Genomic DNA, 13,790 nt, shown 5'->3' on the forward strand with positions numbered 1-13,790 from the left:
CCTGTCCTTTAATCTTCGGCAAGCCTCTAAAAGAAAACGGTTACAACTATTCGTGAAAAAATCTGCCGCAGGCCTATTATATCAGCATTGCCGTTTGTTCAAGTCCATTCAAAATATGGAAGAAGCCCGACTCCAGCATAAGGCTGGTCCGGGCTCATCTTCGCTATGCTTTTTTCCCTTTTATCAAACAGGCGTTCACCGAGCTTACCCTTCCAGAGCTGCCGTGAAGGTCACCGCTTGTTGTCCAGCTTCTACTTGAATGCTCCCTTCTTGCAGGCTCACTCCCGAGCCCTCCACAGATGAAACGGCTCCCATGTCATGCAGCTTCACGGAGAATGGCTTGCCGCTGCCTTCCATCGTAAAATCAATCCGGCTGCCTGCACGTACCGCCCGCACATCAAGCTCGGTCTCCCCATTCATGTTGCGAACGGTAACCGAAGCCTCGCTGCCGTCTTCCAATGCATACAAGCCAAGTTCAACTCTGTCTGCATAGTCATATTCCGGACGGTTATCGGTTGCTCCCAAGGCGAGGAACGAGTTGCTGCGTACAAACAACGGCAGCCCGAGGAAACCGTACGTTTCCTTGCGCCAAGCTCCGCCATCCACCGTTTCTCCGGTTAACAGATGCGTCCAGCGGCCCTTCGGCAGATAGTACTTCACATCGCCGTTCTCGCTGAATACCGGTGCCACAAGCAGGGAATCTCCCAGCATATATTGACGATCCAGCATTTCAACGGCCGGGTCTTCCGGGAATTCCATGAACATGGCGCGCATGCTTGGCACCCCTTGCTCCGATGCCTGTACGGCGGTATGGAACAGATAAGGCATCAGACGGCTCTTCAGCTTCGTGAAGAAGCGCGTAACATCCACTGCCTCCTCGTCATAAGACCACGGCACCCGGTAAGAGCTGCTGCCGTGCAGACGGCTGTGACTGGACAGCAAGCCAAATGCCAGCCAGCGTTTGAATACATGCGCCGGAGCCGTATTTTCGAAGCCGCCAATGTCATGGCTCCAGAAGCCGAAACCTCCGAGACCAAGGGACAAGCCGCCGCGCAGACTCTCCGCCATCGATTCGTAATCCGCATAGCAATCGCCGCCCCAGTGAACAGGAAACTGCTGTCCGCCTACGGTTGCAGAGCGTGCAAATACGGCTGCCTGATTCTTGCCGAACTTCTCCACCAGCACATCAAAGACCACTTTGTTATAGAGCTGTGTATAATAATTGTGCATTTTGTGCGGATCGGAACCGTCAAAATAAACAACGTCCGTCGGAATGCGTTCGCCGAAATCCGTCTTGAAGCTGTCGACACCCATATCTGCCAGCTCGCGCAGGTACCCTGAATACCATTCGCATGCGTCTGGATTCGTGAAGTCCACCAGCGCCATACCCGGCTGCCACAGATTCCACTGCCACACATCGCCATTCTCTTTCTTCACGAGATAGCCCTTCTCACGGCCTTCCTCAAAGAGACGCGAGCGCTGCGCGATATACGGATTGATCCATACGCAAATTTTCAAGCCTTTTTCTTTCAAACGCTTCAGCATGCCTTCAGGATCCGGGAAAACCTCTTCATCCCATTGAAAGTCCGTCCAGTTGAGCCCCTTCATCCAGAAGCAGTCAAAGTGGAACACTTCCAGCGGGATATCGCGCTCCAGCATACCGTCAACAAAGGAGTTTACGGTTGCTTCGTCATATTGGGTCGTAAAAGAGGTTGAAAGCCACAATCCGAAGGTCCAAGCCGGCGGCAGTGCCGGTTTTCCTGTCAGGTTCGTGTATTTATCTAGCACACCTTTCGGATCAGGCCCGTCAATAACAAAGTACTCCAGTGACTCGCCTGGCACGCTGAACTGCACCTTCTTCACTTTCTCCGATGCCACTTCAAATGATACGAGGTCCGGTTGGTTGACAAACACGCCATAGCCCTTATTCGTCAGATAAAACGGAATATTTTTATAGGCTTGCTCGGAGCTTGTACCGCCATCCTGGTTCCAAATATCCACGACCTGGCCATTCTTCACAAACGAAGTGAATCGCTCGCCAAGGCCGTAAACCCACTCGCCTACGCCAAGATCCAGCTCTTCGCGCATGTAGGTCTGTCCGCCATCTTCCACGATATGTGCCATCGATTTGGCTCTGCTGCCGGTAATGCGTTCTTCTCCTCTATAGAAGTGAACCGACCATTCCGGGCCTTTCTTGATCACAACGCTCAAATTGCCGCTGCGAAGAACCGCTTCCTGATCATTCTCTTCAATGACCGTATGGTCACCTTCCTGTTTGTACAATTCGAATGCAGGTCCGCGATCTCTTACGCCTGCATAGTGAACCAGCTTTACACCAATGACGCCGGGCGCCGGAGATTGAAATTGCACGGTGATCAGCTGCGCATTAATGGTTGCTCCTCTACCCGGAATCGGGGCCGTGGAGGCATAGGCTGTCAACGTGTCTCCTTTTACTGCAAAATCATAAGCCTGAACCGCTCCCGAAACGGAATATCCTTCTCGGATAAGCCAATTGCCGTCTGTAAATTTCATTTTTTAATCCGCCTTTCTATATGATGAAAATTGAACTTTAAGATGTAAGCGTTATAATATCATTATACTGATCTATTTCAGGCCATTCTAACAGTATTACGTTATTTTATAGCACAATCTTGATATAAGATGACATCATTCAAGCACTATTCATTCAAAGGAGGAATATGATGGATCAATCCTTTCGCCAATCGTTAAAAGAAAGCACCGTCCACGGAAATGAACGCTTCCCGTTTGGTGCCTACTGGCATCAATTTGCCCCCGGTAACCATGTGGTAGACTCCCATTGGCATAAGGAAGCGGAAATTTTCTACGTGATCGAAGGCGAGGCTCTGTTTCAGATCGACTCGGAATATATCCCTGTCCGGGCGGGTGAAGCGATATTTATCGATGGAGGAGACCTTCACACTGGTCATGCCCGGGGCGATCAAGGGTGCAGTTTCTGTGCGATGGTGTTCGATTTCGGCATGCTTGCAAGCAGCAGCTACGATCTTGTACAGGAAGAAATGATTGTTCCCTTTCAGGAGCGAAGAGCCACCTTTCCAAGATGGATGACATCCGAGACCGATGAGCAGCTGCTTCAGCATATAAAGGAAATGACGCTGCTGTCGAAGCACAAACCTGCTGGTTATGAGGTCGCTATTAAGGGACATCTGTTTCTCATGTTATTTCAGGCCGCATCCTCTGGCCGACTGGTCAACCGGAGCCGGAGCGAAACAGCGGATATGGTGAGAACGGAACGCTTGAAGAAAGTCATTCTCTACATCCAGAATCATTATCACCGTCCCATCCGGCTGAGTGAGCTGGCTGATCTGATCCCGATGAGCGAAGGCCAGTTCTGCCGCTTCTTCAAATCCATGACCGGGCAAACGCCCGTGGATTATATGAATTCCTATCGCGTTCGCCAGGCAGCGGAACTCCTTCGTCAGCCGGACAATAAAATATCCGACATCGCACTCGATGTCGGATTTGGGCACATCAGTTATTTTGTTCGGGTCTTCCGTAAGATTATGGACTGCACGCCTTCGGAGTATCGGAAAAAACTATAATTTCGGCAGGCTCGGTATGGTCTGATTGCAATCCCCCGGAAGCGGCAGATTTCGACATACGTACTGGCCCGCGCTGTTCTCATTTGCAGCACCTGACGGCGCTGGCTGATGAACCCGCTGTTTCCAGAGCTGCCACAGCATGAATCCATCATTTGCTCTTCCCTTATTTTTAATATAATTCACCATCGTTTCTACATTATAATAGGGCGTTGCAATATTATTCTGACCGTTCATCATGTCGGCATCGTATACCGTGCCCGGTGCGGCATTCAGTTGCAGGACGGCCCCGCCGGATCCCTCCGGAGCAATCTGCATGCCCATATTGATAGGTCCGTTGTATATCGCCTTGTACGATTCATATCCTTCACGCGGATCGTAATAAATACCGCCATCGTAGGACATCAAATTGATGAAGTTGATCTTACTTCCATGATCCTTGACTACGCGGTACATGGTACCGCCAAAAGGAGATCCCCATTGGACCTTGCCTTCTTCAAACGGCGTTCCTTTCACGTAATAAGCGCCCGTGGACCAACCGGCGATGGAAATCTGCAGATTCGCATTTCTTGCATGGATTTCATTATAGAGACTCGTAATAATGCCCGCGATTTCTCCATCCTTAGTGCAGCTGAACTGAGCGGCTGTTCCTTTGTTGCAGCTGCTGCCGCTGGATTCCCAGTCAATGTCGACGCCGGCAGCGCCAAGATCGAGAGCCAAATCCACAATGTTCTTGGCATTGAATCCGGACCACTGTGAACCTTGGCTGTATGACCAGCCTCCTACCGATAAGAATGCTTTTGTTCCGCGGGCTCTAAGAGATGCGATATTGTTACGCAGATCCTGGGACTGCTGGGCTGTAAATTTACGTTGGCCGTTCGGGGTGGTCGCCCCTTCCACAAATTCCAATCCCGCAACGGCTTGATCAAACGCGTAGGACCCTTGGGTATACGTGGTATCCGGCCTTACGAATGCAAGATTGAGATGGGTAATGTAATTGGGAATGTTGGCAGTCGTCAGATCGTAAATACTGGTGTTCCAAGAGCTCGCGTAAGCGACATACATACGGTCACCAGGCAGCGGAGGGTCTACTGGAGGATCTACTGGAGGATCTACTGGAGGATCTACCGGAGGATCTACCGGAGGATCGACGGGCGGTGTCCCAGGAGTGCAATCTCCAAGGTCCTCCCATACCCCCCATTGTCCTGTCGTTCCAGGTACCTCGCCCTGTGTCCACCATTTCGCTTTCCAGGCATGACCGTTGTAGGATACGATATTACCCCCGCCATATACGGCAGAACTGCTCCAAGCAGGCTCCGTACAAACCTCAGCGGCTTGAACCTTGTACACAGGGAACAAACTAAGTACCAGCACGGCGATGAATCCGAGAATCCATCCTCTCATCGTTCTGGACAACCTTGTCATTCATCAAACAACTCCTTCGCCAATTGATTTTGTTTATTAAAGCGGTTTCAAAGCTGGTGAAAGCTTCGTACCATACACACCTCCTAACGCATACAGATAAAATGATATGACGCACTTCAAGTGTAACTTGGTCATTTTTTGTACAACAAGGATAAGATTTACTTATTCAGGGACAAAATCCTATACCCTGGCCTATCAGCTCTTCTACGCAAAAAAGGCTGTCACACTGCGGATTACCGCGAATGAGGCAGCTCTTCAATAGAAAGCATGGTTAACCCTGACTCCGATTTAGGGTATGATGATAGCAACGTGTTATTTCTTATTGTTGACTGATCTCTTTGTGCTGCCTTGCAAACGGACATTTCGATAGTGACTCCGTGTTATCCCGCAAAAAATATTGCTTCCATTCATAGTTATCCTCCGCCCCGTAGAACTTCAAGTCAGGGTGCGGTGGTACGGGATCATATTTGGCTAACCGCTGACGAATCAATCCCTTGGTGTGTTCTGCTTGCCTTGTTCGGGCATTGAACTGCTTCAGAACCCAACGAGGCGTAAAAGCAAGCATCATGTAGGGAAAGTATCTGCTCTGGCGAAGCTCATGTGCCGGTGTGCCGCAATAAACAAAATAAGGTTCGCCTGCAAAACAAAACTCCCACAGATGATCCGCAGGCTCCTCCGGCAGATCCGCCGGCCAAGGCTCCGTATCGTATTCGGTTGTCTGGCTTAACAGCTGCCAGAACAAGCGCTCATAATATTGGACGCCTTCCAGGCTATCGCGCCCATGCTCCGTACAGATCATGACGACAAGTGAAGTATATGGCCCGAAGTCCCTGGAGCCGAGCCCGTACTCGCGCAGCAGAGCAGCAAGCTGTTCCGCCGCGGCCTGTGATTCACCTTGATGAATAAAGCCGTATCTAAAATGATTCAGTGCATGTCCTTGCACTGCGGGAATACAAGGGAATTTGGCGTAACGGTCCGTCATTTTCTCGGTCAGCTTGGTTATCGCTTTCCGCTGCCATTCCTCCTGTAATCCATGGACAGCATCCATATCGTCCAACCTCAATAAACCGCTCATCACGAGCCCCCCTCTTCTACAGCATATAAGAGTGGGTAAAAATAGGTGACTGTCTCGTGCGAAATGCACATGAATTTTGAAAAGCGTTTCCCAAAAGCTTGAACTTTCTGATATCTTTAGTAGAGAAGAAATTAAAATGACCAGGCTTATGCCTTAATTACCATAGAGAGGATTCTTTCACATTATGTCTAAACCCCTGTTAACAGATCAGATTCAAACTGCCAAACCCGCCAAAAAACCGAGGCCTTCCGCTCCACCTGTGCGCATCTTTGCGCTGGGAGGGCTTGGCGAAATCGGCAAGAACATGTACGGTGTGGAATTCAAAAATGAGATTATTATCATCGATGCCGGGCTGAAATTCCCGGATGCCGAAATGAGTGGCGTCGATTATATTATTCCAGACATTCGTTATTTACTGGATAACAAACATAAAGTAAAGGGTATGTTCCTGACCCATGGACATGAAGATCATATTGGGGCTATTCCCTATGTGCTTCGTCAAATCCAAATGCCGATCTATGGCGGGGCACTGACCATCGGCCTGGTTCGTGCGAAGCTGGAGGAGCATCGGCTGCTGGATCAGAGTGATCTGCGCATATTCCATGAAGACGAAACGATTTCATTCCGTCATCTTTCCGTTCATTTCTTTAGAACCACCCACAGCATTCCGGATGCCTTCGGGATCGTTGTGGAAACCCCGTACGGCCCGATCGTACATACCGGAGACTTTAAATTTGACTTTACGCCGGAGGACAAGCCTGCCAATCTGCATAAAATTCTGCATATCGGCGCGCGTGGCGTCCTGGCCCTGATGGCTGACAGTACCAATAGCGAGCGGGACGGGTTTACCCCTTCTGAACGCACTGTCGGCGATTCCATTCTGCGTCTGTTCCGGGAATGTCCCGGACGGATCCTGTTTGCCACCTTTGCTTCGAACGTTCATCGTCTGCAACAGGTTGTTGAAGCTGCCATCCGAACAGGCCGCAAAATCGCCATCGTCGGCCGCAGCATGGAGAAGGTATTTGTGATTGGTCAGGAGCTTGGATATATTCGCGTACCGGACGGCATGATGATTGATGTGAAAGCCGTTAATCGTTATCGCGATGACCAGGTGCTGATTATTTGTACAGGCAGTCAGGGCGAGCCAAATGCGGCACTGACACGTATCGCTTCAGGTGCCCATCGTTCGATCCAGATTCATCCGGAGGATACTGTTATTTTCTCGTCTTCGCCGATTCCTGGGAATACCCAGAACGTCAATCGCAGCATCGATCTCTTGATGCGGGCAGGAGCAGAAGTTAAATACGGCTCCATTCTCGATATCCACACTTCGGGTCACGGCTGCCGCGAGGATTTGAAGCTTATGATCAGCAGCTTGCGTCCCAAGTATTTTGTGCCGATCCACGGGGAATACCGGATGATGCTCAATCATCGTCACCTCGCCGTGCAGGTTGGGGTTGCCGACAGCAATGTTTATTTGATGAACATTGGGAATACGCTGTCCCTATTCCGCAACTATGCGCGTAAAGGCCGGAACATCCCCTCCGGAGACGTCTACATCAACAATGGAGAGCTGCGTACCCATGAGAAGGAATTGCTTGAGGAACGAGTACAGCTCGCTCACGATGGCGTTGTCATCGTCGCCATCACCATCAATCGCGAGACGCGCAAGCTGCTCTCCGGGCCGGAGCTGATTACCCGTGGGTTTGTATATATGCAGGACTCCAAGCCTCTTCTACGCAGAGCTGAAGCGATGCTGCGCAAGCAGCTGAACAAAGCCGGTGAACAGCGCGAATACAACCGGGCTGCCTGGGAACAGATGACAAACAACACACTCAACCGTTATTTTAAAAGGGAACTGGGCCGCAGCCCGTACATTATGCCTTCCATTATGGAAGTATAAGGCTCTGGTCACTCTGAGCCTTAACCGTATCTCAACATAAAAAGGGTGGATCCAAGGTCATTTGAACCTTCGGATCCACCCTTTCTTCTGACATCAGAAAGTATACACTTCTAAGCATGTGCTACCTGATATCGCAAGAATAAAATCATCTAAACGCGGTCTTCAGCCTTAGTCCGCAAGCTCCAGCCCTTTCGTTTCCTTGCCAAGTACGAGTACGCCGAGCGCACCGATCAGGATGGTCACGAAAAACATCACGAAAATGAATTCGATCCGGGTGCCATTTTGCTTCAACACCCCGACGAGCAGCGGTGCAATAACGCCGCCGATCCGTCCAAACGACGTTGCTAGCCCAACCCCCGTTGAACGAACCTTCGTCGGATAGAGTTCCGGACTGTAGGCATATAAACCTCCCCATGCTCCCAGATTGAAGAATGACAAGGAAATGCCTGCTGCCAGCAGCGAACCTTCCGTGTTGGCATAACCAAACCAGATGGCGCTAAAGGCCGTAAGCCCCAAATAGGTAACGAGAACGAATTTCCGCCCGAACTTTTCTATAAAGTACGCGGCAGTAAAATAACCCGGCAGCTGGGCAAGCGTCATGATCAACACATACTGAAAGCTTCGGACCAGACTGAACCCTTTATCGACCATGACGGTCGGAAGCCACAGGAACATGCCGTAATACGAGAATACGACCGTAAACCACAGTACCCACAGCATAATGCTCGTACGCCGATGTTCAACCGACCAGACCGAAGCCACTCGCTGCCCAAAGGTCAGCTTAGGGGCAGCCTTAGCTTTCTGCTCAAGATATCTTGGCGAATCCTCGATGGCACGCCGCAAATAAAGCGCATAAAAAGCCGGCAGAGCTCCAATAACAAAAGCAGCCCGCCATCCGTAATCCGGGATGACAAAGTAAGCGATGAGTGCGGATAGTATCCAGCCTGCCGCCCAAAAGCTTTCCAACAGCACAACCGCTCTTCCCCGTTCATGAACCGGCATGCTTTCCGATACCAGCGTGGATGCAACGGGAAGCTCTCCGCCTAGTCCGAAGCCGGCAATAAAGCGCATCAAACACAGCATGATAAAGCCGGTAGCCAGTGCGGAAAGGCCGCTCGCGATCGAGAATATGAGCAGCGTCCATAGCAGAATATTTTTCCGTCCATATTTATCAGCCAAGAATCCAGCCATGGCCGCGCCGAATACCATTCCGATCGATGTGGTACTTGTCAGAATCCCTACCTGCTGCGAGCTCAGCGACCATTCAGCTGCCAATGCCGCGACAACAAACGAAATCATTCCAACATCCATCGCATCAAACATCCAGCTGGCACCCGCACTCATCAGCAGCTTGCGCCGCTTCGGCTCTTTTAACAATTGCATATTGCCCATGTTGCCCGCCCCCTCTCCTATATCTTTCTATAATGTAGAGCGAACCATACGCCTGGTCAAGCTAGATTATGCTGAGCGGCAGAATTACCTTGATGGTCGTTCCCTCGTGAAGCTTGCTGGATACATGAACCTGCCCCTTGTGATCCTCGATCATTTTTTTGCTGATCATGAAGCCCAGGCCATTGCCTTTCTCCTTCGTGGTGAAGAACGGTTCCCCGAGACGAGAGAGGATTGCTTCCGGAATCCCGCAGCCATTATCCGTAAAATGGATGGCCACCGTATGGTCATCGCTTCTCTCCAGCCGAATGGTTAACTCCCCGCCACCCGGCATGGATTCCACGGCATTTTTAATAAAATTGATGAACACCTGCTTCAGATGATTCACATCACCCTCGACATTGGCCTCTCGCTCTCCGAAATCCGTTATAATCTCGACGTTATGTATGATGGCCTGCGTATTTAATAGAGTAATCACTTGGTCCAGGAGCTGCCGGATATCGGTACGCTCGAATTTCACACTTTGCGGCTTCGCCAAAAACAAAAGCTCACTTACGATCAGCTCAATCCTTTCGATCTCCGAGGAGATAATATCGAAATATTGATCCTTCCGGCCAGCGCCGGAGCGAATGAGCTGCACGAACCCTTTGATGGAAGTCATGGGGTTACGAATTTCATGGGCGATCCCTGCCGCAAGTTGACCGGCCATGGACAGCTTATCGGACTGGATCAGCCGCTCCTCTTCTTGATAGGCGGCCTTTTTCATATCGGTAATATCCGTAAAATGCGCTACGTAGCCAAGTGTTCTTCCTTCCCTGCTACGAGCTGTGCTTAGCATACAAGATACCCACCTGATATCGCCTTGTTTATGTATCAGTCTCTTCTCCAATTGCAAAGAAGCGGTCTTACCCGACATTAGCTTCTCCATCCTATCTTTGTCCTTATTGACATCTTCCGGATAAATCCAATCGTAATAGGGGTGGTGCAGACACTCTTCCGCCTCATACCCCAGCATGACGCAAGCAGCGGGATTAATTTTGATAATGCTCCCCTCTGAATCGATGAATACGGTTCCAATCGGCGCTACTTCAATCGCTTGGACCATAAAATCATAGCTGAGACGTTCACTATTCATCATCGTTTGGAGATCCTCCTGTCTTTCATTGTTCAATCGTTTTACATATTTCGAGATATCGGTTTGCTTCTCCTTTCCTCTCGCCTGTTGAAAAATATAAATAAAGCAAACCAAAGGATAATTTGGACATGGGGCGAATATATTGTGATGAGGTTTCTAATTTTTGGTGGCAATTCCAGCGCTATTCTATTAAAACTGAGAGAAAATGGTTTTTTTTGACTTGAACGCTATGGCTTTTTCGTTTATTGTGAAAGAAAGCAAGTCATTTACAATTGCTAGTCGTTAGGACCGTTAACAAAGGAGTTTGCGAGTATGTACACGGAACAAGATATTTGGATTGTGCTTACAGGCACGGGCACCTGGTTCAGCAGAATGATCCAATATTTCACGAAGGCCCCACTCAACCATGCATCCATCGCGTTTGATTCCGAATTACGCGAAGTGTACAGCTTTGGGCGAAAGAAGGCGAACAACCCGTTTGACGGCGGTTTAGTTCGCGAGAATCTACGCGACCCCTTCTTCTACACTTCGGAATGTGCGGTATATCGTTTCCGCGTTAGTAATGAAGACTATCAACGCATGCACAACCTTGTCAAAGAGATGATGCGTGATCAGGACCGCTACAAATATAATCTGCTAGGGCTGCTGGGTATATTGTTTCGGATTCATATTGATCGTGACGATGCTTTCTTCTGCTCCCACTTTGTTGCTACGGTGCTGGAGCAAGCAGGCCTGCGGCCTGTGAACAAGCCTTGTCATCTTGTAACGCCGGAGGATTTCTCCCATTCATCACAGTTGAATGAAGTCTACCGTGGACCTCTCCACGGGTATCTTGCTCAAGACATGACATCCCCGCTATCCCCATCACCGACGTTTACTCCTGTGACAACGAAAGGCCGAGGCAAGTTCTTCAGATTCGGAAAAACGGGTTAATACTGAAATATGTAGTTATCATATAAATATGTTTCTCTGATACCTTGAAAAAAAGCAGCCGGGCTCTCACCCGGCTGCTTTTTTGTATATTCCTCGCGGGGGTAACCCCCCGCGTCATGTTTAGCATTAAGCGGATGGAGTCTGGTCCGACGCCTGCTCCAGCACCGTCTTTTCGACCACAGCGGGGCTAGATTCGATAGTAGATTCAACCAGCTTTTCCTGCTCCATTTTCTTACGCTTGCGTTTGCGGTTAAAGTACACACCAATCAACAGAAGCGGAACCGCAATAAGCGCAATATATAACGATACATCCTTAACCATACCTTCTGCCGCGTTACCGTACAGGTAAAACAAGGTACCTACCACATAAAACTTGGTAGCTCTGCCTATAGCGGCATAAGCAAGAAGTCTCCATAACGGGAAGTTCAAGCACCCCGATAGAATCGTGAACACCTTAAAGGGTACCGGCGTGAAGGAACCAATCAATATGGCGGCCTCGCCGTTTTTCTGAAACATGTTCGTAGCAGAGTCAATCCACTCTTTTTTCAAAATCTTGTATAGTACCGACTTCCCAAGCAGCTTTCCGATTAAATAACCCAGCGGCGTCCCCAGCAAGCACCCGATAAAGCCATACGTTGCAAGCCACAACGCATTCTGCGGATGCATGATGCTTAGCGAAACCTGCAGAAAAAAGGCGGGAACCGGAAAAATTACAGCATCAGCAAACGAATGAATAAACAATCCCCATGGACCAAAATTTTTTAAAAATTCCAAAATGTCCTGAAACATGTCTCAACCCCTAAACATTTTCTTCCTTTTCTATCAGACCCTTTATAAAGTATAGCACATAATTATACTGGAAAGGACCTAAGCCGCTGTATCCCTTTCGGAAAAAACGCGTAGAACGAAGCATGCCTTTGCTCCTATACACTATATGCAGCGAGTTCAACTAACAACAAAAAAACCTTTCTTCCAAGAAGAAAGGTTTTTTTGTCACTTTCTGCAAACCGAATACCACGCTTGAATAAGCTTGCAAAAAAATGTATTTTGTTTAATTTGCAGATAAACTGCGGTGCGCGGAATGTCTTGTCGGACCTACGAATTCATTCAGCGGGAAGCCATTGGAGATGGCTTGGGTAATGAATGCCTTCGCTTGCTGTACCGACTCGCGAACGGTCAAGCCTTTGGCAAGATTAGCTGTAATGGAAGCGGATGACGTGCAGCCTGCGCCATGGGTGTACTTCGTTACGATGGTATCAGCCTCGAACCATTCAAAGCTGTTTCCGTCATAGAGCAGGTCCATCGCTTTGCCTTCGCGGATCTTGCCTCTGTCTTTAATCAGCACATTCTTCGCGCCGCGCTCATGAATAATGGCCGCAGCCTCCTGCATTTGATCCAGGGTTGTAATCGGGCCGGACTTGGCCAGTTGGGATGCCTCGAACAGATTTGGCGTTACCAGATCGGCGCGCGGGAGAAGGAACTCCAGCATCGCTTCCGTATTTTCCGGCTGCAGCACTTCATCCGTGCCTTTGCAGACCATCACCGGATCGATGACAATTCGTTCCAGATTATAGCGGTCGATATACTGGGACACAAGCTCGATGATCTCTACGGATCCGAGCATGCCGGTCTTCATGGCGTCGATGCCAATGCCCTCGAGGACGGTTTTCAGCTGCGTTTCTACAATATCTAGCGCCACCGGGAAAACCTGATGGTCCCATGTCTTTGGTTCCATGCAGACAATCGTGGTCAGTGCGGTCATACCGTATACGTCAAATTCCTGAAACGTCTTCAGGTCAGCCTGGATGCCAGCGCCGCCACTCGTATCGGAGCCAGCTACTGTTAGTGCTTTTCGTATCGTCATGTTCCATGTTCCCTTCGCTTGTAAAATGATTACTCTATTATAAGAAAAACTGGGATTGGCGTCTATTCATTGATCGCGTATTCGCAGATGTCGAATCGTAGTCTATTCAAAGACGAATTCTGAGAGCTGATGCAACACTCCGCATGCGGATTGTCCTTCCGATCGCTGTTGCCCCCAGATTTCCTTCGAATCACGATTTATATCGTTGAAATCCGGGGGCAAAGGCGACCACTTTCGTTTCTCCAGAACAATTCCGCCTGCTCCGTTGGAGTCTTTCTTTTAAACCCTTAAAGAGAAATTCACTTGCGATTATTCTCAGATGACCAATTCTGCATGGTACCTCATCTCTCCGCATGCGGATTGTCCTTCCGATCGCTGTTGCCCCCAGATTTCCCTTGAATCACGATTTATATCGTTGAAATCCGGGGGCAAAGGCGACCACTTTCGTTTCTCCAGAACAATTCCGCCTGCTCCGTTGGAGCATTTCT

General features: G+C 49.4%; 10 protein-coding genes. 3 read left to right on the forward strand and 7 right to left on the reverse strand.

Annotation, left to right across the window (positions count from 1 at the left end; genetic code table 11):
• Positions 1 to 204: 204 nt before the first annotated feature.
• Positions 205 to 2,532 carry an alpha-xylosidase gene (gene yicI / locus MKY48_RS29545; RefSeq protein WP_339268179.1) on the reverse strand — a complete coding sequence of 776 codons (2,328 nt, stop codon included), beginning with the start codon at positions 2,530 to 2,532 and terminating at the stop codon, positions 205 to 207.
• A gap of 170 nt (positions 2,533 to 2,702) precedes the next feature.
• Between yicI and MKY48_RS29550 the strand changes: the two genes are divergently transcribed.
• Entirely contained in the window at positions 2,703 to 3,581 is an 879-nt protein-coding gene (locus MKY48_RS29550; protein ID WP_339268181.1) for an AraC family transcriptional regulator, read from the forward strand.
• Here MKY48_RS29550 and MKY48_RS29555 read toward each other — a convergent pair.
• Together MKY48_RS29555 and MKY48_RS29560 are read right to left on the reverse strand one after the other, a co-directional pair.
• Positions 3,576 to 5,003, reverse strand: coding sequence for a glycosyl hydrolase family 18 protein (locus MKY48_RS29555; RefSeq protein WP_339268184.1), 1,428 nt, complete (start codon positions 5,001 to 5,003; stop codon positions 3,576 to 3,578). The two genes, MKY48_RS29550 and MKY48_RS29555, sit on opposite strands and share 6 nt — an antisense overlap.
• Positions 5,004 to 5,322: 319 nt before the next feature.
• Complete coding sequence (locus MKY48_RS29560) at positions 5,323 to 6,078, reverse strand: YqcI/YcgG family protein (protein WP_339268186.1); 756 nt, start codon at positions 6,076 to 6,078, stop codon at positions 5,323 to 5,325.
• 184 nt (positions 6,079 to 6,262) lie between these two features.
• Here MKY48_RS29560 and MKY48_RS29565 point away from each other — a divergent pair, with 184 nt between their 5' ends.
• Positions 6,263 to 7,981, forward strand: coding sequence for a ribonuclease J (locus tag MKY48_RS29565; protein WP_339268188.1), 1,719 nt, complete (start codon positions 6,263 to 6,265; stop codon positions 7,979 to 7,981).
• A 168-nt stretch (positions 7,982 to 8,149) separates the two neighbouring features.
• Here the strand turns inward: MKY48_RS29565 and MKY48_RS29570 are convergent, their stop codons facing one another.
• Both MKY48_RS29570 and MKY48_RS29575 read right to left on the reverse strand, forming a co-directional pair.
• The gene (locus tag MKY48_RS29570) at positions 8,150 to 9,373 is read right to left on the reverse strand and encodes an MFS transporter (protein ID WP_339291779.1); all 1,224 of its coding nucleotides are present in this window, start codon (positions 9,371 to 9,373) and stop codon (positions 8,150 to 8,152) included.
• A gap of 61 nt (positions 9,374 to 9,434) precedes the next feature.
• Positions 9,435 to 10,508, reverse strand: coding sequence for an ATP-binding protein (locus tag MKY48_RS29575; protein ID WP_339268190.1), 1,074 nt, complete (start codon positions 10,506 to 10,508; stop codon positions 9,435 to 9,437).
• 309 nt (positions 10,509 to 10,817) lie between these two features.
• Here MKY48_RS29575 and MKY48_RS29580 point away from each other — a divergent pair, with 309 nt between their 5' ends.
• Positions 10,818 to 11,438 carry a hypothetical protein gene (locus MKY48_RS29580; RefSeq protein ID WP_098749017.1) on the forward strand — a complete coding sequence of 207 codons (621 nt, stop codon included), beginning with the start codon at positions 10,818 to 10,820 and terminating at the stop codon, positions 11,436 to 11,438.
• Positions 11,439 to 11,564: 126 nt separating this feature from the next.
• Here the strand turns inward: MKY48_RS29580 and MKY48_RS29585 are convergent, their stop codons facing one another.
• Positions 11,565 to 12,227: a VTT domain-containing protein gene (locus MKY48_RS29585; protein WP_339268192.1), complete on the reverse strand. Its 663-nt coding sequence runs from the start codon at positions 12,225 to 12,227 to the stop codon at positions 11,565 to 11,567.
• A gap of 262 nt (positions 12,228 to 12,489) precedes the next feature.
• Positions 12,490 to 13,302: a pyridoxine/pyridoxal/pyridoxamine kinase gene (gene pdxK, locus MKY48_RS29590; protein ID WP_076325345.1), complete on the reverse strand. Its 813-nt coding sequence runs from the start codon at positions 13,300 to 13,302 to the stop codon at positions 12,490 to 12,492.
• Positions 13,303 to 13,790 lie beyond the last annotated feature (488 nt).

This window comes from Paenibacillus sp. FSL W8-0187, from assembly GCF_037969755.1.
In the GTDB taxonomy this organism is placed as follows: Bacteria; Bacillota; Bacilli; order Paenibacillales; family Paenibacillaceae; genus Paenibacillus_AQ.